Origin of the sequence: Paenibacillus sp. 102 (assembly GCF_039549175.1) — a bacterium.
Classification (GTDB): Bacteria; Bacillota; Bacilli; order Bacillales; family Bacillaceae_G; genus Bacillus_A.
Genome location: NZ_JBCGHT010000002.1, coordinates 381827 through 401963, shown reverse-complemented (window position 1 = coordinate 401963; position 20137 = coordinate 381827). Strand labels below are relative to the sequence as shown.

24 protein-coding genes are annotated in these 20137 nt (G+C 35.1%); 15 read left to right on the top strand and 9 right to left on the bottom strand.

Going from position 1 to position 20137, the window contains the following annotated elements; genetic code table 11:
• The first annotated feature begins 13 nt into the window (after positions 1-13).
• The 6 genes from AAIE21_RS08025 (at position 14) to AAIE21_RS08000 (ending at position 4917) form a co-directional block, all read left to right on the top strand.
• Complete coding sequence (locus AAIE21_RS08025) at positions 14-1231, top strand: acyl-CoA dehydrogenase family protein (protein ID WP_343266271.1); 1218 nt, start codon at positions 14-16, stop codon at positions 1229-1231.
• Positions 1232-1360: 129 nt separating this feature from the next.
• Positions 1361-1738, top strand: coding sequence for a GntR family transcriptional regulator (locus AAIE21_RS08020; RefSeq protein ID WP_343266270.1), 378 nt, complete (start codon positions 1361-1363; stop codon positions 1736-1738).
• Complete coding sequence (locus AAIE21_RS08015; RefSeq protein ID WP_343266269.1) at positions 1738-2436, top strand: ABC transporter ATP-binding protein; 699 nt, start codon at positions 1738-1740, stop codon at positions 2434-2436. The genes AAIE21_RS08020 and AAIE21_RS08015 overlap by 1 nt, the downstream gene beginning before the upstream one ends.
• Entirely contained in the window at positions 2433-3224 is a 792-nt protein-coding gene (locus tag AAIE21_RS08010; RefSeq protein ID WP_343266268.1) for an ABC transporter permease, read from the top strand. Before AAIE21_RS08015 ends, AAIE21_RS08010 begins: the two co-directional genes overlap by 4 nt.
• Before the next feature lie 14 nt (positions 3225-3238).
• Positions 3239-4141: an ABC transporter ATP-binding protein gene (locus AAIE21_RS08005; RefSeq protein ID WP_343266267.1), complete on the top strand. Its 903-nt coding sequence runs from the start codon at positions 3239-3241 to the stop codon at positions 4139-4141.
• Complete coding sequence (locus tag AAIE21_RS08000; protein ID WP_343266266.1) at positions 4141-4917, top strand: ABC transporter permease; 777 nt, start codon at positions 4141-4143, stop codon at positions 4915-4917. The genes AAIE21_RS08005 and AAIE21_RS08000 overlap by 1 nt, the downstream gene beginning before the upstream one ends.
• Positions 4918-4952: 35 nt before the next feature.
• Here the strand turns inward: AAIE21_RS08000 and AAIE21_RS07995 are convergent, their stop codons facing one another.
• Positions 4953-6410: an alanine/glycine:cation symporter family protein gene (locus tag AAIE21_RS07995; RefSeq protein WP_343266265.1), complete on the bottom strand. Its 1458-nt coding sequence runs from the start codon at positions 6408-6410 to the stop codon at positions 4953-4955.
• Positions 6411-6640: 230 nt separating this feature from the next.
• Here AAIE21_RS07995 and AAIE21_RS07990 point away from each other — a divergent pair, with 230 nt between their 5' ends.
• Positions 6641-7660, top strand: a complete 1020-nt coding sequence (locus tag AAIE21_RS07990; protein ID WP_343266479.1) for a CPBP family glutamic-type intramembrane protease — start codon at positions 6641-6643, stop codon at positions 7658-7660.
• A gap of 55 nt (positions 7661-7715) precedes the next feature.
• Here the strand turns inward: AAIE21_RS07990 and AAIE21_RS07985 are convergent, their stop codons facing one another.
• Positions 7716-7898, bottom strand: a complete 183-nt coding sequence (locus AAIE21_RS07985) for a DUF3913 family protein (protein ID WP_174099499.1) — start codon at positions 7896-7898, stop codon at positions 7716-7718.
• Positions 7899-7994: 96 nt separating this feature from the next.
• Positions 7995-8453: an Lrp/AsnC family transcriptional regulator gene (locus AAIE21_RS07980; RefSeq protein WP_343266264.1), complete on the bottom strand. Its 459-nt coding sequence runs from the start codon at positions 8451-8453 to the stop codon at positions 7995-7997.
• Positions 8454-8576: 123 nt separating this feature from the next.
• On the opposite strand from AAIE21_RS07980, the gene AAIE21_RS07975 reads away from it, so the two are divergent.
• From AAIE21_RS07975 to AAIE21_RS07965, 3 genes are all read left to right on the top strand, one after another.
• Positions 8577-8993 carry a carboxymuconolactone decarboxylase family protein gene (locus AAIE21_RS07975; protein WP_343266263.1) on the top strand — a complete coding sequence of 139 codons (417 nt, stop codon included), beginning with the start codon at positions 8577-8579 and terminating at the stop codon, positions 8991-8993.
• Between the two features lie 9 nt (positions 8994-9002).
• Positions 9003-9572, top strand: a complete 570-nt coding sequence (locus AAIE21_RS07970) for a cysteine hydrolase family protein (RefSeq protein ID WP_343266478.1) — start codon at positions 9003-9005, stop codon at positions 9570-9572.
• 112 nt (positions 9573-9684) lie between these two features.
• A complete protein-coding gene (locus AAIE21_RS07965; RefSeq protein ID WP_343266262.1) occupies positions 9685-10083 on the top strand; it encodes an SseB family protein in 399 nt (132 codons plus the stop codon).
• Between the two features lie 389 nt (positions 10084-10472).
• Here the strand turns inward: AAIE21_RS07965 and AAIE21_RS07960 are convergent, their stop codons facing one another.
• The gene (locus AAIE21_RS07960; protein ID WP_343266261.1) at positions 10473-11390 is read right to left on the bottom strand and encodes a S66 peptidase family protein; all 918 of its coding nucleotides are present in this window, start codon (positions 11388-11390) and stop codon (positions 10473-10475) included.
• 116 nt (positions 11391-11506) lie between these two features.
• Between AAIE21_RS07960 and AAIE21_RS07955 the strand changes: the two genes are divergently transcribed.
• Positions 11507-12604: an NAD(P)H-dependent flavin oxidoreductase gene (locus AAIE21_RS07955; protein ID WP_343266260.1), complete on the top strand. Its 1098-nt coding sequence runs from the start codon at positions 11507-11509 to the stop codon at positions 12602-12604.
• Positions 12605-12622: 18 nt separating this feature from the next.
• Here AAIE21_RS07955 and dltD read toward each other — a convergent pair whose 3' ends face one another.
• The 5 genes from dltD to AAIE21_RS07930 form a co-directional block, all read right to left on the bottom strand.
• Positions 12623-13798 carry a D-alanyl-lipoteichoic acid biosynthesis protein DltD gene (gene dltD, locus AAIE21_RS07950; protein WP_343266259.1) on the bottom strand — a complete coding sequence of 392 codons (1176 nt, stop codon included), beginning with the start codon at positions 13796-13798 and terminating at the stop codon, positions 12623-12625.
• The gene (gene dltC / locus AAIE21_RS07945; protein WP_016113973.1) at positions 13795-14034 is read right to left on the bottom strand and encodes a D-alanine--poly(phosphoribitol) ligase subunit DltC; all 240 of its coding nucleotides are present in this window, start codon (positions 14032-14034) and stop codon (positions 13795-13797) included. The genes dltD and dltC overlap by 4 nt, the downstream gene beginning before the upstream one ends.
• Before the next feature lie 70 nt (positions 14035-14104).
• Complete coding sequence (gene dltB / locus AAIE21_RS07940; protein WP_343266258.1) at positions 14105-15271, bottom strand: D-alanyl-lipoteichoic acid biosynthesis protein DltB; 1167 nt, start codon at positions 15269-15271, stop codon at positions 14105-14107.
• The gene (gene dltA, locus AAIE21_RS07935) at positions 15268-16782 is read right to left on the bottom strand and encodes a D-alanine--poly(phosphoribitol) ligase subunit DltA (protein ID WP_343266257.1); all 1515 of its coding nucleotides are present in this window, start codon (positions 16780-16782) and stop codon (positions 15268-15270) included. Before dltA ends, dltB begins: the two co-directional genes overlap by 4 nt.
• A gap of 12 nt (positions 16783-16794) precedes the next feature.
• Complete coding sequence (locus tag AAIE21_RS07930) at positions 16795-16941, bottom strand: teichoic acid D-Ala incorporation-associated protein DltX (RefSeq protein WP_003206349.1); 147 nt, start codon at positions 16939-16941, stop codon at positions 16795-16797.
• Between the two features lie 294 nt (positions 16942-17235).
• Here AAIE21_RS07930 and AAIE21_RS07925 point away from each other — a divergent pair, with 294 nt between their 5' ends.
• From AAIE21_RS07925 to AAIE21_RS07910, 4 genes are all read left to right on the top strand, one after another.
• Entirely contained in the window at positions 17236-18414 is a 1179-nt protein-coding gene (locus tag AAIE21_RS07925; protein ID WP_481858663.1) for a M20 metallopeptidase family protein, read from the top strand.
• Positions 18415-18654: 240 nt separating this feature from the next.
• Positions 18655-18813 (top strand): hypothetical protein, encoded by a 159-nt coding sequence (locus AAIE21_RS07920; RefSeq protein ID WP_343266485.1) that lies wholly within the window; start codon positions 18655-18657, stop codon positions 18811-18813.
• Positions 18806-19252 carry a flavodoxin gene (locus AAIE21_RS07915; protein ID WP_343266256.1) on the top strand — a complete coding sequence of 149 codons (447 nt, stop codon included), beginning with the start codon at positions 18806-18808 and terminating at the stop codon, positions 19250-19252. The genes AAIE21_RS07920 and AAIE21_RS07915 overlap by 8 nt, the downstream gene beginning before the upstream one ends.
• A gap of 23 nt (positions 19253-19275) precedes the next feature.
• Positions 19276-20049, top strand: a complete 774-nt coding sequence (locus tag AAIE21_RS07910; RefSeq protein ID WP_343266255.1) for a hypothetical protein — start codon at positions 19276-19278, stop codon at positions 20047-20049.
• Positions 20050-20137 lie beyond the last annotated feature (88 nt).

Here is a 20137-nt window from a genome sequence, read left to right as displayed (position 1 = left end):
GGAGGCAGTACAAATGAATTTTTCGTTAACAGAAGAACAACAAAGTGTTAGAAAAGTAGTGAGGTCATTTGTGGATAATGAAATTATTCCACACATTAAAGAATGGGATGAAAAAGGGCATTTCGAAGAAAAGATTTTGAAGCGTTTAGCAGAACTACAATTTATGGGTGTTTGTATACCAGAGCGATATGGCGGAGTGGGCATGGACTATAATACGCTCGCTATTGTTTGTGAAGAATTAGAACGCGGTGACACAGCATTCCGCACAGCTGTATCTGTACATACGGGTTTAAATAGTATGACACTTTTACAGTGGGGAACAGAAGAACAGAAACAAACGTATCTTGTTCCACAAGCGAAAGGTGAAAAGATTGGGGCGTTCGGTTTAACGGAACCAAATGCAGGATCAGATGTTGTTGCGATGCAAACAACTGCGGTAAAACAAGGTGATTACTACGTCTTAAACGGATCAAAAACGTGGATTTCGTTATGTGATGTTGCAGATCACTTTTTAATATTTGCCAAAACTAATCCAGAATTAAAGCATCGCGGTATTTCTTGTTTTATTGTAGAGCGAACATTTCCTGGAGTATCAACAAAAGCAATAAAAGGAAAGCTTGGTATTAGAGCCGGAAATACAGGTGAAGTGTTCTTAGATGATGTAAAAGTGCCAGCGGAAAACCTGATTGGAGAAGAAGGAGAAGGTTTCAAAATTGCTATGGCGTCATTAGATAACGGGCGATTTACGGTAGCAGCGGGAGCGTGTGGACTTATTCAAGCAAGCTTAGAAGCGAGTGTAAAGTATTGTGAAGAGAGAAAAACATTTGGTAAAGAAATTGGAAAACACCAGCTTGTGCAGCAAATGATCGCGAAAATGTCTGCGAATCTTGAAATATCACGGTTACTAGTCTATAAAGCAGGGTGGCTAAAAAATGAAGGGAAACGTAATACACGTGAAACGTCTTTAGCAAAATGGATCGCTTGTGACGCTGCATTTGAAGCAGCAAATGATGCAGTGCAGGTGCACGGGGCATATGGATATTCAAATGAATTTCCAGTAGAGAGATATTTACGAAATGCAAAAGCTCCAGTTATTTACGAAGGAACACGTGAGATTCATACTATTATGCAGGGAGAATACGCACTTGGTTATCGTTCTGATAAGGAACTCCGTAATATGTTACCGAAGTGGCCTTTTGAAGAAAGTGAAGCAGAAATGGTAACGAAATAAGGTTAAGAAGAAAGGTAGTGCCGATATATATGGTACTACCTTTTTTATTTTTAAAAATTACAAGTATTTACATATCCTTTGTCTTAGTGTACTATTTAACTAGTACACTAAGACAAAAGGAGGGGGGAAATGAAAATTGAGTTTTCTCCTAACATACCGATTTATATTCAGGTGATGGAATATATAAAAAAAGAAATTGTAACAGGTCATTTATTACCTGGTGACAAAATTCCCTCTGTACGTGAATTAGCAAGTGAGTTGCAAGTCAATCCAAATACAATTCAGCGTACATTTCAAGAACTAGAGAGAGAAGGTATCGTTGTGACACGTAGAGGGATGGGAAGATATGTAACGAGCGAAGGGGAGAAAATTATGGAGCTACGGAAAGATATGGCAAAAGAGTTGCTTCATTCTTTTATAAATGGAATGGATAATTTAGGTTTTTCAGAAGAGGATATCCTCTCGATTCTTCGTTCTTCATTAGAAGAGAAAAGGGAGGGGAAATGATGACAGATTTACTTCGTATTGAACAATTATGGAAGAGATATGGTTTGAAGGTAGTTATTCGAGATGTAAACCTAGCGATTACAGAAGGGAAAATTATTGGTCTTGTTGGAGATAATGGCAGTGGGAAGACGACATTATTAAAAATGATCGCAGGTTTACAACATCCTTCAGAAGGAAATATTACAGTTGCAGATCGGAACATTGGGGTAGAAACGAAAAAGATTGTATCGTTTATGCCAGATCTTCCTATATTCGATGAATGGATGACTGTAAAAGATGCAATATTTTTCTATCGCGATTTTTATCAAGATTTCGATATGCAAAAAGCAGTGGATACAATTGCTGCATTTAAAATACCGTTAGAAGAAAAAATTACAGCTTTATCAAAAGGGATAATTGAAAAGTTGCAACTTATTTTAACATTTTCAAGAAAAGCAAAGCTCTATATATTAGATGAACCCCTCGGAGGAATCGATCCTGTTTCTCGAGAGCATATGCTAGATCTTATTCTTCAATTTTATCGTGAAGATTGTACAGTTATAATTTCTACGCATCTAATTAGTGAAATTGAAAATATTTTTGATGAAGTCATCTTTTTAAAGGATGGCGAAATTGTACTGCATGAAAACGTGGAAGAACTGCGTTTTCAAAAAGGGAAAGCCGTGACTGAGATATTTAAGGAGGTGTTTGGAAAATGAGTCAAACACTTCGGTATTTATACAATTGTAATAAAAAGAAGATATGGTTAATTTACTTTGGGTTTATAACGAGTTCATTAATTCTGTTATTTAATATAAAGGGATGCACAGGAGAAAGGCTGTCAATTAGACAAGATATAGCATTAATCGTATTTATATTATTATTTTGTATAGTTACATTTTCTATCTTTTTACTAGCAATTTTTTCTTTTCGACGAGTAGTAAGAGGGACTATGATTCGGTATGCAGCAATTCCATCTAGGAAATATATATATGCACATTTGTTATTATTTGTAATCATGTTTACCCTGTTATCAGTAATAGGAATTATTTTTTTACATCTTCTTTCTATAAATATATATGAGAATAAAGCGAATGGAGAGTTGAAACAAGCCATTAATAGTTTATATAATTATGGGTTCTTACACCATCTGTTTTCTATTTTCTTATGGAATATAGATTTAGTGAGTACATTAGTTTCTCTGTATTTCCTAATCATAGTCGTAAAACTATTTAATTTGAAATCCGCATTAAATAAAATGCTATTTATCATCTTATTTATTGTTTTCGGTGGAGTTCAATTTGTTATCACTAATATGCTAGATAAAATAAATGGTTATATATTTTCTATAAAAAATGTTGGGGTTATAGATAAAAATGGTTTTTTTAAAACATCTTTTTATTTTAGTGATGCTTCGAATATTTCTTATTTAATTTTTAGTTTATTGTCAATTTTTTTATTGGTGGTAATAACAAGTTATATCATCGATAAAAAACTAGAAGTCTAAAGGAGGAACAATCATTGGGAAATGTAGTAGTAAAATTAGAAAACGTCCATAAAAAAATAGGGAAAAACGAAATTATTCGTGGTCTTTCATTTGAAGTTCGTGAAGGGGAAGTATATGGTTTTCTTGGACCGAATGGGAGCGGGAAAACGACGACAATTCGGATGATGACTGGTCTGATTTCAATGACAGAAGGCGATATTACAATTTGTGGTCATAGTATTCGTACAGAACGTGAAAAGGCGTTAGAACAAATTGGAGCGATTGTCGAGAATCCAGAACTATATGATTATATGACAGGAATGCAAAATCTAAAGCATTTTACGAATATGGCAGTTACACCGATTAGTAAAGAGCGAATTGCTGAAATTGTAAAGCTTGTTGAACTCGAGCATGCGATTCATAAAAAGGTAAAAACATATTCACTTGGAATGAAGCAACGTCTAGGTATTGCACAAGCGTTACTTCATCAACCGAAAATCTTAATCTTAGATGAACCAACAAATGGATTAGATCCAGCTGGTATTCGTCAAATTCGTGATTATTTACAACGATTAGCGAAAGAAGACAATATTGCTGTTATCGTATCAAGTCATTTATTGAGTGAAATTGAGATTATGTGTGATCGTGTGGTTATTATTAAGCAAGGTCAGTTTGTACAAGAGTATAACTTACATGAGCAAACGAAGCATGCTGAAACGGTTGCAGTGTCATTTGAAGTAGATCAAATTCAGAAAGCGAATGAAATCATTAAAGGTAAGGTACAAGGAAGCGTGGTTGTGAGCTCTGTAGCAAAAGAAAAGATTCCGCAAATTGTAAAACAACTTGTGCATGCTGATGTACTTGTATATGGCGTTACAGTGCAAAATAAAACGTTAGAAGATGAATTCCTAGCGATTACTAGGGGAGTGAGAGCATAATGTTAAAATTAATTCAAAATGAGTTTTTAAAGTTACATGCGAAAAAAGGTATGTATATATTGATAGGTGTGATTGCTGCATTAGAAATTTTAGGTGTCCTTCTTATATTAAAGTGGGGTGAAGCTAAGGATTTTAATGGAACATATTTAGACTTTACACAGTTAGATATTGGTTTAATTATTTTATTTGCAACAATCTTTGGTATTACCATTGCTTCACGTACGATTACTGATGAGTTCCAAAAAGGAACAATTAAGCAGCTGTTAATTCGCCCAAGAAAAAGAATTATGATTTTATTTTCTAAATATGTTTCAGTTTTATTAGCAATGCTGTTTGTTATCGTTTCAGGTACCTTAATCGCGATGGTTATTGGTGCAATCGTTATGGATGGTGGGAAAACAGAATTAACGCTAGGGGTATTGCTTAAAGGGATCCTATATAAACTTGTGTCTCCGTTCTTCTTTGCGACACTTGCCTTCTTTTTGGCAAATGTTTTTCGAAAATCAGTATTACCATTAATCATTGCACTGTTCCTATTCTTTTTGCAAGGAGCAATTAGCATGATGCTCATGATGTTTGGTAAAGGAGTAGCTAAGTTTGTTGTATTCTCACATTTGGATTTAAGTATATATGATGGTAATAAACTAATTAGTGGCGGTGCTACACCACCATTTCCAGAATTTAATTTTACAACATCATTATTGCTAGTGCTTGCTTATTTTGTAGTATTACTCGTTGCATCAAGTGCCTTATTCCAAAAGCGTGATGTATTATAATAGAAAAAATCCCCGCTTTAACGCGGGGATTTTTCTTAACCAACTTTTTCTTCTGTTTTTTCACGATCCCAGCATTCTGTGTTTTCTAAACCAGGAATGCTGTCGGCGTAGAAGACTGGGTCTTTTCCAGCTTCTTTTTGCTTCATATAATCTTTTAATGCTGCAAATGCGTATTTGCTTAAGAATATGATTGTAACTAAGTTGAAGATTGCCATAACGCCCATAAATAGGTCGGCTAAATCCCAAACAACTTGAATTGTAGCAACAGAACCTAGGAATACCATACCAATTACAGCGATACGATAAATCATAAGTGTTGTTTTACTTCCGTTTAAGAACTCAATATTTGTTTCGCCATAGTAGTAATTTCCGATCAGGGAACTGAAAGCAAATAAGAAGATTGCTACAGCGACAAAGATTGGAGCCCAAGGACCGATATGCATTTTTAACGCTTCTTGTGTTAACTGAATCCCATTTAAATCAGTTCCAGTGTGGACGTCTGATAAAAGGATAATAAAAGCAGTACAGCTACATATTAATAATGTATCTGTAAAGACACCAAGTGTTTGAATGAAACCTTGTTTAACAGGGTGTGTTACGTTAGCAGTTGCTGCTGCGTTTGGTGCACTACCCATACCAGCTTCATTTGAGAATAAACCACGTTTAACACCAAGTAAAACTGCTGCACCGAAGCTACCGCCAGCAACTTCTTTTATGCCAAATGCATGTGCTAAAATTTCTTTTATCATTTCTGGAATTAATGTAATATTTGTCACGACAACAAATAGTGCAACCGCCACGTAAATGATCGCCATAATTGGTACAATCATTTCTACGACGCGTGCAATTCGTTTTACACCGCCGAAGATAACGACAGATAATAGTACAGCTAATGAAATCCCAACGATTTTTGAATCAATATGAAAAGCTCCGTCGAATGCAGAAGTTACGGTATTGGCTTGTACAGCGTTAAAAACTAGTCCAAAACTAACGGTAATTAAAACGGAGAAAATCATACCCATCCAGCGTTTGTTTAAACCTTTTTCCATATAGTACGCTGGACCACCGCGGAATGTTTTGCCGTCTTTAATTTTATAAATTTGTGCAAGTGTACTTTCAACAAAAGCAGATGCTCCGCCGATCATAGCAATTAACCACATCCAAAAGACAGCTCCCGGGCCACCCATAGAAATAGCAATTGCGACACCAGCTAAGTTACCTGTTCCAACACGTGATGCTGTGCTCATACAGAACGCTTGGAATGAAGAAACACCATGTTTTTCTTTCTGCGCTTTACGCGTTGAAGGACTCGCTCCGTCACCAAGTAAACGGATCATTTCACGAATATGACGGAACTGAACGAAGCCAGCTCTGAATGTGAAATAGCAACCTATAATAATTAATAATGCAATTAAAATATAACCCCATAAATATTCGTTTGTTATTGTAATAAACTTATGAATCGGAGTAATGACATTTTCAAAGAAATCCATATGTGTAATCCTCCTTATTCTTATCAAAATAATGTGTTTTAAAAAAATAGGTATAAAAAGCGACATTTAACATTATAACAGAAAATCTTGCAAAGAGGAAATTTCTCAAAGTAGATTCGTTATTATATATTTTAATAGGTACCTTAGTTAAGAGTGAATTGAGAAAAATAGGAAGAATTTTAATGATATTCATATTACAATGTAAATATATCATCTTGGAGGTGTTTTTTATTCAGTACGCATTTTCACGTATACGACTTCGTAGTTTTTTTGCATGGATGATTTTAGGGATGTTAGTAACGCTGCTGCCGCTTACCTTTGCGGGGGCTTCAGACAGTGTCATGGATGTTGCAATGCAAGTTTCGGTGTTTTTTGTATTTCCATTACTATGGTTATATTTAAAAACACGAAAAAATAATATTATATTTACTAGTTTCTTTGATAAATCGTCACAATTAAATTGGAAGTTAATCGTAGTTGCAACTATAATGGGAATGATTTTTTCATTCGGTGTATCTTTTATCCAATTTTACATACTAGCACATATTTCTCCTGACTTTCTCGTTGATATGCTGAATGATAATGGTGCAATTGATATGAGCAATATTTACACACAAATATTTAGTTTCATTTCAGCATGTATTTTTGCACCAATTATGGAAGAAGTCATTTTTCGAGGTTTCTTCTTACAGCGTATGGCGTTTAAGTGGGGAATAAAACGAGCAGTAATTGTATCTTCTCTTATTTTTGGTTTAGGTCATTTTGATATTGTGGGTGCTTTTATATTTGGCGTTGTAATGTGCCTTCTTTACATAAAAACGAAAAATATATGGACGAATATTGCTGTTCATGCATTGAATAATTGTATTGCAACTGTAATCCAATTAACGAGTGGTGAAGGAGCGAATGATGCCATTTCGATTGCTGAATTACAAGGACAAAGTAATTTGTGGATTGGGCTCGTTGTTATTCTTATTAGTTTACTATGGTTAGTACCTTTTATTCGAAAGAATTGGCGAACTGTGAAAGAAGTTGGGGTACCACCTCTTCGTTTTATTAATGAAGATAAGGAAATCCTATCAGTATCGCAACAAAATGAAATATATAGCCGGGTCGTGTTAACAGAGCGATTTATGGCTGTAGAATTGCCAGATGAAGCTGTGAATCAGCTTAGATTAGAAGAAAATGATTATGTAGCGATTACGATAGAGAATAATCAAATTGTTATAAAGAGGGCAGAACATCAATAAGAGTATAAAAACGAAAAGCAGCAGCTCTCCGATATATTTGAGGAGAGCTGCTATTTTAATGGATCACAATTTCAACGTGGAAGTTGTTTCCGTTTTTTACATATTTAATATCTGTCACTGTACGAACAGCTTTTAAAATTTCCACCTTTTCCCCGATTCGAGGGATGGTGGGAACATTATCCCAAATGCCAAGTAAATCATCTTCTTGAGTCGTCTTTTCGTAAAACCAAATTTTCAATGTAATGCCCCTTTCTCGAATTTTATGTATTTTAATACATAATAAAACATTTTTATTCTTTTTGTAAGGGGTTTTTTATGAAAAAATGAATAAAAATTAATTTTGTTCTTCTGGAAAAATATGTTCAATATCAGGAGTAAGAGATACTTCTGATAATACGATATGAGAAACGGTTGTTGCATAGGAAGAAACATCATTAATAAATTCTTCAAGTTCCACTAATGAAGGAACAGAAATTTTAACGATATAACAAAGGCTTCCTGTTACGCGATAACAAAAACTTGCGGATGGATACGATTGAATGAATTGTTGCATGCGCGTTGTATCACCATTTTTTAAGGTGATTTCTAAAATACAGTCTAAAACAAGTCCAGCTTTTTTATAATCAATATCAATTGTATATTTTTGAATGATTCCTTCACTTTCTAACTTACGAACACGTTCTGTAGTAGATGGGGCGGATAAATTTACTCGTTTTGATAACTCCCGCATAGAGAGGCGACTATCATTATATAATTCATTTAAAATTTTACGATCAATACGATCTAATTGCATTTGTAAATATACCTCCAATAAATTAATAATTTTTGTAAAGAAAATATATAAATAAAGATTCATATGAAATGTAAAAAGAACCTACTTTATTTTACAATAAAATAGAAAGGAATAGGGGGAGAAATGATGGAGAGAATTTCATTATCAGATGTAGGAGAAACAAAATTCCAAAAATTATTAGGACATCGTCCAGATATATTACAATCTTGGAGTGCTTTAGAAAGTACGTTATATGAAAAGGGAACTCTTTCTGAAGAGTTAAAAGAGCAAGTGCGGAGAACACTTGCATTTGGAAATGAATGCCCGTATTGTATGGCAAAGGGAAAACCGAATAATGTGCAAAAGGTAGAAGAGGTTAGCACTGCTGTAACTTTCGCACATTTATTTGTACATAATCGTTCAGCGATAGATGATAGGATGTTTGATGTGTTGAAACAGTATTGGAGTGAAGCGGAGATTGTAGAACTCTGTGCATATATTTGTTTTATTACTGCTTCACAACAACTTGGGTATTTGTTTCAATTACAACCAGGGGAGTAGGAGGGAATAATAGTGAATCAACCAGCACTTATTATTATTGATGTACAAAAAGCATTTAATCTACCGTATTGGGGAGAACGAAATAACCCTTCGGCAGAAGAAAATATGAAACGCTTATTAGAAGAATGGAGAAAAAGAAGGTTAACTATTATTCATATTCAACATGTGAATAAAGAAAACGTAGAATCAATGTTTCACCCAAATACAGAAACAGTTAAATTCAAACAAGAAGTGCAACCATTACAAGGTGAAATCGTTATTCAAAAGAGTGTTAATAGTGCATTTATTGGAACAGATTTAAAAAAGCTACTAAAAGAGAAAAGCTGTAATTCAGTTATTATCGTTGGATTAACGACGAACCACTGTGTAGAAACAACAACACGGATGGCTGGGAATTTAGGTTTCTCAACATATTTGGTGAGCGATGCGACAGCTACGTTTAATCGAGAAGGACCAGACGGTGTGCAATACTCTGCAGAAGAAATTCATAATATGACCCTTGTGAATCTACATGAAGAGTTTGCTACTATTGCTACAACATCGGGAATATTAGAGAAGGTAAGGAAGGGCCAGTTATAATTAATCATAATTGATACTATTTTAGTAAAATATTTGAACAATTATGTAGAAAAAAATAAGAATATTTCGTATAATTAAAGTACAATCATTTTGAAAACAGGGGTGGCAGCATATGGAGCAAATTCCAGTAAAGAAGATAGAAACAGTACTCGTTTTAGCAGAAGAGGATAAACAAAAACAAAAGGAATTTTATGAATTGCTATTAACAACTAATTTTTATGTTGCTGGATCTATTGAGGCAGATGATTCTGCATCAGAAGGAACACTTCGTTTGCGTTATTTCCAAGGAGAGGGTAGATGGATCGTACCGTTCTTTACACAATTAGAATTTGTGAAAGAAGTGTTGCCAGAAGAAACGCCCCTTATTACGATACGTGGAAAAGAATTATTTGAAAATCTAGATAAAGAAGCAACGGCGGTATTGAATGTTGGCACAGAGATTAGCAAAACATTTATTCCGGAAGAAATTGCAGATATAGCATCTGGACGTATATTTAATTATTATCAGTAAAAAGTATGGTGAGCACACATTATAGGCAACATGGTATAAGGGAACATGTAGAAGTTTCAATTGAAAAAACGATAGAACCCTTTCTTTTTAGGGTGGAAGAGAGGGTCCAGCGATGGATAGGAGCGGTCAGGGCTTTTTTTAGACCCATGCCATGTGAAAACAAAAAGAGATAATAAGTAGGGAATTCTTTTTTGTTTCTATAGCCGCGACTTGTATCTTGGAAAATCAAAACGGATATATATAGTAAAAAGGAAAAGCGATACATGCTTTTCCTTTTTTGCTGTGAATGAAATGTTATATAGAGTACTTTCTTATAGCTTAATATAAAGTGAAACTTTAATCAGTAAAGATAGTTATTAACATTCATTTATCGGGATTTTACTTGCTCATTAATGCTGGATATATTTCACACCCGAAGGAATAGAAAGTGTATTTTTTTCAGTGTCCATTGTGACAGTTACACCGAGTGGTATTCCGATATTTGGTTGTATGTGCCCAATAGGAAGACCAAATAATACTGGAATATTGTATGGTGCAAGGTAATTATGCAAAATGTTTTGCAGTGATAAAGATGGTTTTGAAGCTTTACAGTCATGGCAGCTTGTGAAGACAACTCCTGCGCATTCATTCAATTTTCCAGCTAAATGTAATTGGTTAAACATACGATCAATGCGATAAGGCTCTTCCCCAACATCTTCAAGTAATACAATTTTATTTGCTGTATAGATTTCATAGGGAGTACCTAGTGTACTTACTAAAACTGTTAAATTTCCTCCTATTAATGGAGCAGAAACAATGCAGGTAGATGGAGCGGTGATGCACTCTGCTCCGGATAAAATAGTTGAATACGGATGGAATAGTTGATTGAAAGAAGACAAGGAGAGAGAAGCGACTCCTTTTCCTAATTCTTCAATCATGGGTCCATGAAAAGTAACAAGCCCCATATATTGTGAAAATGCAATATGCAAAGCAGTAATGTCACTGTAACCCCAAAAAATTTTGGGGTTATTTCGGATGAGTTCATATTGAATATAAGGAAGGAGACGGCCGCTTCCGTACCCACCTCTTGCGCAAAAAACAGCTTTGACTTCAGGATTTGCAAATGATTCATGTAAATCCTGTAGACGGATTGTATCATCTCCGGCGAGATAGCCGTATTTCTCGTAAACACTTTGACCAATTCGTACGGATAGTCCCATTGTTTCTAATACTTTTTTTCCAGTAAGAACGTGCTCTAGTATTGGTGGTCCTGCGGGAGCAATAATCATGACAGTATCACCTTGTTGCAAGGCATTTGGATGAATCATGTCATCTCCTCCTTCACTTTCAATATATTCGCTTATAAGAAGTTCAATCCTGTTAAAAGAAGGGAAAACTTGTTGAATCAAGAAGATATAAGAGGACATAGGAAGGGAGAAGAACGATGTTTACAAGTAGAGTAACTGATATATTACAAATAAAATATCCAATTATTCAAGCAGGCATGGCAGGTGCGATTACAACACCAGAACTTGTTGCGGCTGTATGTAATTGTGGTGGACTTGGGACGCTTGGGGCTGGTTATATGAGCCCAGAACAAATTCGTCAATCTATTGATAAGATACGAGAGTTAACGGATAAGCCGTTTGCAGTCAATCTGTTACTGACGAAGGAAATACAAATTGAGGAAGACAAAGTAGAAGCAGCCAGAAGTTTATTAGAGCCGATGCGAAAAGAATTAGGTATAGATAAGCAGAATGAATCTTTGCAACTTCCCAAAAGTTATAAAGAACAACTGCAAGTATTAATAGAAGAAAAAGTACCAGTTGTCAGCTTTGCATTTCACACGTTAGAACAAGGAGAGATTGCACTATTGAAGAAAGAGGGTATAAAGGTAGTTGGAACAGCAACAAATGTGGCAGAAGCGAAGGTACTTGCTGAATTAGAAGTAGATGTAATTGTTGGACAAGGTAGCGAAGCTGGAGGGCACCGCGGAACTTTTATTGGGAAAGAACAAGACTCTATGATTGGCACATTTGCACTAATTCCACAAATGGTAGCGGCCGTATCCAATATTCCAATTGTAGCCGCAGGAGGCATTATGAACGGACAAGGTGTTGTTGCAGCTTCTGCATTAGGTGCAGAAGGCGTTCAAATGGGTACGGCATTTTTAACAAGTGAGGAAAGTATTACACATGATGTACATAAAAAAGCGGTGCTGCAGAGTACGGATACAAGTACAATTGTAACGAGATCATTTTCTGGAAAGTATGCAAGGGGAATTCGAAATTCATTTATAGAGCAACATAAAGAAAAAGAAGAACGACTCCCAATGTATCCAGTTCAAAATGTATTAACCTCTAAAATACGTCAAGAAGCGGCAAAACAAAATAAAGGGGACTATATGTCACTTTGGGCTGGACAAGCTTCTTCGTTAGCAAGAAAAGAGTCAGCGCAGCAAATCGTTGAACGGGTAATTGCAGAAGTAGAAGGAACCGTAGAAAAATTACAAAGTGTATACACAAAAAGACCACTTGAATAATTCAAGCGGTCTTTCTTATTAGTTTGCTTTATAAAATTGCTGGATGGCTTCGTCGATGTATACCCAGCCTTTCCATCCTAAATGCATATGATCTTTTAAGAAGTATTTATCATACTCATGGTTTGAGAAGTCTGCAATTGGATAGCCAGCTTGTTTAATTTGCTCATGAACTTTCTTATAGTATGATTCGCGTCGTTCTTTTGGGAATCCAGCATAATCATACCAAGGACCTTTTACAGGAACAGAAATGAAGAGCGGTTTTGCACCGGATTGTTTTAATAAATCAAGCGCAATTTGTAAATCTTCATACTCTGGTGATTTGTCATAAGCATCATTTTTTAAGTAACCTTTACGTTGCTTTAATTTCTTTTTAATTTTGCTATTAAAGTAACCATCCTCGATACCGTATTCATTTGATTTAGATTCTAATTCACCAGTTTGATCCGCGTGTTTACGTGTTTCTGCCCAGTTCATTTGTTTCAATGATGGATCAAGCTGTTCTTTATGCGGTTTAATATTAAACATCGCTGTAAATATGTCTTTGCGATCTAAAATATTACGGTAAAGATAAGCAAATGGTTTCGCAGCAAGTGCTTTAATTTTATGCTTTGTATCATCATAGACGATACCTTCTAAAGATGTTTTTAATAATGTTTCCTTTTTTACAATCTCAAAGTTTAATAAGCGCTTTGCAATTTGTTTTTTCATTTCAGGTTTTAAATCATTGTTAAAAATGAAATGGTAACCTTGTTGTTTAGAAAAGTTAGGCGCAAAGTGCGTTTCATCAATACCTTGTGGTACAAACCATTGTGGTGAAAGAATAAAGACCATTTTTTTATCTTTTAATTGATCCATTGTAGATGCAAAGTTTAATACATGGATAAGGTCTTGTGTTCCACCACGTCCAAGAAGGAATGGTGTAAACCCTTCAGGTTTTACTTTAAAGTAATTGGATGGGTGAAAAGCATCCATTCTTGCAAATTCCGATGAACCATACATCGGAAGGTATTTCGGATCTTCTAACATTTTTTGCTGTAAAATCATACTTTGTATTTTTTCTTGTTTTAAAGAAGTTGCCGCCTGTTCTACTTTTTTATCACTTACAAGTGGAAGTAGAAAGCGTGTTGGAATAAGTAAGAATACAGCAAAAAGGGCCAATGCTAAGAGCATCGGTCCAAAGGTTGCTTTTTTCATCGGATATCTTCCAACTTTTTAATAATCATGTTTGGTGTTGCCCACTCATCACGATCAAAATCAGAAATAGATACTTCGATATCTAAACGTTCTTGGAATTCTACTAATAAAGATACTGTACCGAAAGAATCAAGAATACCTTCTTCAAATAATTGTACATCAGGGTTTTCTTTTACAATATCGTTTTCACAAACTTCTTCTAAAATATCTAATACTTGATCTTTAAATTCTGCCATTTTTAAAATCTCCTTTATATCCGAAATGTATTATGTGTAACTTCCTAGCTGTAAGAAAAGAAGTTATTCATTAGAAATATCTGTTAAGGTGACCAGAGAAGATTAGGAAACCGAAACATACGAAATGGAACGTAATCACAATTGCAAGGACATGCATGAATTTATTATTTGGCCAAAACTTATGCTTCTTGTTTTTTCGTTCAAAAATATCAAACAAAATAAACAAAGCAGCATGATAGAGACCGTAAATAATGTATTGATATACATGTTCACCTAAAATGTGCCAAATTCCCATAATGAAAAAGTTTAAAAACGCCCCGATATATGAAATCGTGTAGCGATTTTTTATTAATTTTTTCTTTGTTGCGAAAAAGACAAAGCGCATATAAATAAAGTCACGGAACCAGAATGATAAGCTCATGTGCCAACGGTTCCAGAAGTCTTTAATATTACGACTGATGAACGGTTTATTAAAGTTTTCTGGTGTTTTAATACCCATCATATAACTGACACCAATTACAAATACGCTATAACCAGCGAAATCGAAAAATAAGTATAAACTGTAACTATACATATAAATAGCATTAGATAAAACCGTGTCTTGATTTGCAAATACTGCATCAACAAAATGCTTCTGTAGTAAATAAGCAATTATAAATTTATACAGGAAGCCTTGAAAAATACGGTTAATCCCTGTGTATAGTAATTTTTGATATTCTTCAGCGCTTGGTGGTTTTTGAATATCTTTTTGGAATCTACGATAGCGATCGATAGGTCCAGTCGAGATAGCAGGGAAGAATAAAACGAACTCCCAGAAATTAAAGAATGTGAACTCCTTAATTAAATTATCACGAACTTCAAATACCATTTGTACTGCCCGAAATGTTACGTAGGACATACCAAGAAAAACAACAAATTTTAATTCAGGTACAAACGGTGCGATTTTTGCTAAGAATAGTGGCAAAATCGATAAAATAACAGCCATGTAAAACATGAACGTATTATTATTTTGTTTTCTTAATAATAAATAGCCTTTAATTAGGACGTATTGCCAAATAATAAATGCTGCTAACATCATTGCTTGCTTTGGTTTATCGGAGAAGATAATTGCAAGCATGACTAGCGTTAGAAAAGCATTATATTTGCGCAGCATTTTACCCTTTAATCCAGCTATAATAGTAGGTATTAATAAAATGCCCACTATGGCGAAAAAATAAAATGATCCATATGCGGTCATGCTGTAACCTCACTCAATAATTTTTTGCGATCTACCTTTCCATTTGGTGTCATTGGAATAGAAGATTGATACATGAATTTTCTTGGAATCATGTAATTTGGTAATCGCTCATTGAGTTCTTTTTTGATTGCAGATGTTAATTTGAATTCTTTTTCAAACGAATGCTCTCCGGGAATAACAACCGCTAATAAGTAATCGTATTTCTCACCTTTTTTAATTGGAATTACGACAGCTCCTTCTACGTAAGAGCAACCGCGAAGGTGATGTTCGATTTCTTCTAATTCCATTCGATAACCATGTAATTTAATTTGGAAATCAAGACGACCATTATAGAAAAGAAGACCATTTTCTACATAGCCAGCATCTCCTGTTTTGTAGGCACGTTCGCCATCAATAACTGTGAATGCTTTTTCTGTTAATTCAGGGCTTCCTAAATATCCAACACTTACGCTTGGACCAACGATTACGATTTCACCTTTCTCACCATCTGGTGCAATCGTACCATCTTCTTTCATAATAAGAATACGGCAATCAGATTTACAGTAACCAACTGGAAGCGATTGATATGTATCAACGACTTCTTGTGTAACATGAATGCCTGTTACTGCTACAGTTGCCTCAGTTGGACCATACGTATTCATAATTGTAGCTTTCGGGAAGCGTTCGATTAGTTTTCTTGCTACGTCATTTGATAATACTTCACCACAGAATAAGAATGTTTTCATGTTTGGTAGCATACTTTCAGAGAAAGATGGCTCCATTAAACACATTTCTGCAAAAGATGGTGTGGATGTCCATACTTGTACATCAGATTGTTCTAAAGAAGCAAATAAGTCTTTTGGACGTGCAATCATATCTTTATCAATTGCCCAAAGTGTACCACCTGTTACTAACGATGGGTAAACATCCATCACAGATAAATCGAATGAGAAAGGTGCTTGGTTTAAAAATACTTGTCCTGTTTGTAAGTTGAAATCTTGGGCAGCCCATTTTGTGAAACTTACAAGACAATTGTACGTGATTTGTACACCTTTCGGATTACCTGTGCTCCCTGACGTGTAAATAATATAGAAGTTTTCATCATCTTTTACAGCATGTTCAGGGTTTGGCGTTTTCCCTTTATAAGTAAAGAGAATGTCTTTTAAGTTGTTTTCAGATATGATGCGAACTGGTAAATCAGTTACAGCTACTTCTACTGGAGATAGAAGTAATTTCGCACCAGAGCTTTCAGCAATTCGTTGTACACGATCAGCTGGAATAGATAAATCAACTGGAATGTAAGCATGTCCAGCTTTGACACATCCTAAAAAGCTGATGATCATCTCGGGCTGCATATGGCCGTATACCATAATTGGTGAGCGATCATCTGCATACTCAGAAGAAATCCAATGAGCTAACGCATCAGAGTCTTCCTTTAATTGTCTGTACGTAATTTTCGCATCTCGCCAAACGAAAGCGGTCTGGTCAGGAGTTTCAACTGCCCACTTTTCGATTTGTTCTAATAACTTCATAACGTTCCCACCCTAAAATTCATTGTAAATAAATGTGCTTGTGTTTGTATCATGGAAACCATACAACCAAAGCAAAGCAAATAAAATTGCAAGGTAATAAAAAGTTTTTGCAAACCATTGTGTGAGTGGTCGAGACCATATCTCTTTTAATCTTTCCATGTCTTTCCCTCTCTTATGAAATAGTAACTGTATGTAGGTATCATATCCTACATCGTTGTGAAAAAAACAAAATTCCACATTTTAGGTAAATATAAGACAAAAAGGCTCTTTTTTGATAGTAGCACTAAATACTAAAAAAGAAAATCCCTAACTTAGCAATTATATTACATTCTGTATGAATTTGTAATGGATTTGTTTTTTTTATGGGCAGGGAATGTATAAAGCGTTTTTGAAAATGAAAATCCTACAAGGAAATTGAATCATTACAGTGAAATAAAAGGGAGGTTGTCAGGAATGGAGTCTTTGAACAAAGGGTGGCAGACATATGTGTCTGAGGAAAATATTGTGAAGTGGCGGAGGCATCTTCACCAATTTCCTGAACTATCATTCCAAGAAGAAAAAACGTCACAATTTATATATGATACATTGTGTTCATTTTCGGCTTTTGAGGTAACAAGACCGACACCATATAGTGTGATGGCAAAGAAAAAGGGAAAGGGGGATGGAAAAGTAGTAGCAATTCGTGCAGATATGGATGCCCTGCCAATTCAGGAAGAAACGTCTAAATCATATGCATCAGTTATTCCAGGAGTTATGCATGCATGTGGGCATGATGCACATACCGCTATTTTATTAGGTACAGCAGAGGCCATAGCGAACATGAATGAGGAGTGGGACGGAGAAATCCGCCTTTTATTTCAACATGCTGAAGAAGTGTATCCTGGCGGTGGGCAGGAAATGGTGGAAGCCGGTGTAATGGACGGTGTAGATTATATTATCGGTTTACATACTATGTCTGGATTAGAGACAGGAAAGATTGGGATTGTATATGGGCCGATGATGGCTGCCCCCGATGTATTTACAATAGAAGTAAAAGGAAGGGGAGGGCATGCTGCTAGGCCGGAAGAAACGATAGATCCGATAGCAGTTGGTGCACAAATTATTACAAACTTACAACATATTGTATCTAGAAATACAAGCGCTTTTATGCAAAGAGTTGTTTCCATAACACAATTTCATGGAGGAACAGCGGATAACATTATTCCTGATACAGCATATTTGATGGGGACAGTCCGCTCTTTCGATCAAACCTTAAGAAAAGAAGCGGAGGAGAGGATTGAGCAAATTGCTAGGGGGATTATAGAGGCACATGGTGCAGCGTATACGTATACATATCGCTATGGATATGACCCGGTTATCAATGATCCGTTTATTACAAAAATAGTAGAAGAAAGTGCGGTAGAGCTGTTTGGAAAGGAGAGAATTGTAAAGTTAGCCCCTTCGATGGGAGGGGAAGATTTCTCGGCATATTTAAGAAAAGCACCAGGCTGTTTTATTAAATTAGGAACGGGAAATGATAAAATTAAGACTTGTTATCCTCATCATCATCCAAAATTTGATGTGGATGAATCGGCTTTAATGGATGGTGCAAAGTTATTTTTACAAACGACAATGAATTTATTAAAAGTTTAGCAATAAAAAAGGCAACTGCGATTAACGCAGTTGCTTTTATTTCTTTCCGTTAGAGAGGGCTGAGAAAGAACTATGCTCATTTATAGTATATGAATAGCTGGCGGACAAGCTTGTACCTTTTCATCATTTTTTTCAAAATAGTTATTGACTTTGATAATCGTTTTCAATTAATCTAGTTATATAGTTGAAATTGATAATTATTATCAATGAGATAAAAAGATAAGAATGGGTGAGGTAGAGATGAGGAAAGCATTTCGCCTTGGACTAAGGAAAAATAAAAATAAAGATAAACATATGGAATGGCAACGAAATGTGATTCGTGCTGAATATGTAGATGAGAAGAAAATAAATAAAACAGAAAAAGATATACATAATCAAGGGAGAGAGTCAGTTGAATAAATTTGTAATGATTTTTGCAAGTATGAGTGGAAATACAGAGGAGATGGCGGATCATATAGCTGGAGCGATTCGTGAAACAGGAAATAAGATTGAAGTGATTGATATCATGGATACACCAGAAGCTTCTATATTAGAAGAATATGATGGAATTATTTTAGGAGCATACACATGGGGAGATGGTGACCTTCCTGATGATTTCTTAGATTTTTATGATGAAATGGAAGAAATTCAATTAGCTGGTAAAAGAGCAGTGGTATTTGGATCTTGTGATTCTGCTTATCCGAAATACGGAGCAGCCGTTGATATTTTAGAAGAAAAATTACGAGAGCGCGGTGCTGAAGTTGTAATGGAAGGGCTAAAAGTAGAATTAACGCCGGAAGATGAAGATGTAGAGAAATGTCTTCAATTTGGTGCTGAATTTGTAAAACACCTTTCTTAATGGTGAGAGGGAGATGAAGATGGGTGCAGGGGAAAATATCAATTAAAACGATGACAGATTATCATTTATATGATTTTATGCGTTGTCCACATAAGTTTTATTTTCGGCATATAAAAAGAAGAGAACCTTCTTCATTTGAATGGCAACAAATGGTGCAAGCAATTGTAAATCAAATTATCAGTGATTATTACACATCACCAGCAGAAAAACAAACAACAGTGCGCCTGTTAGAGCTATTAGAAAGACATTGGAGTAAAGTGCGTGTTGGAATGTTCTCTTCTAAAGCCGAATATTATATTGTTCTTGCAAAGCTAACGGACCATCTATTACAATTTGTGAAAAATGATGCAAGTAAAACACCGCCTTTATTTTTATATGAAAAATTACAAACATATATGGAAGAGTTAGGTGTTTACATTTCATTAACGTTTGAAGTTGGTGAATGGTCCTCGCAATCGTTTGTAATTAAAAAGTATGTTGTTGATGCAAATGAAGAGATGCTTGCTCTTTGTCAGAAGCTAACGGCTGTTTTCAGTTATAAAGCTTTCGGAGTTCTTCCTGAAAAAATTGAAATTGTTAATTTAATAGAAGGAACTAGGTATGATTATGTTCCAAAAGAGCAAGATATTATAGTTGGCATGAATGATTTACATAGGATGAAAGAGATGCTAAGGCAACCAGAACATTACACAGAACGTACCGTTCGCTCTGAATGTAATGGTTGTGCTTTTCGAAATGAATGTAAAGTAAACGAAGAGCAAGAGACACTTATTCATAAAAAATCTATATTACATTAAAAGGATGCAAAATTGCATCCTTTTTATTATTGACATGAAAAGCTTTTCATCATTTACGGTATATACGTAGAGGAATTTGTAATGGGAG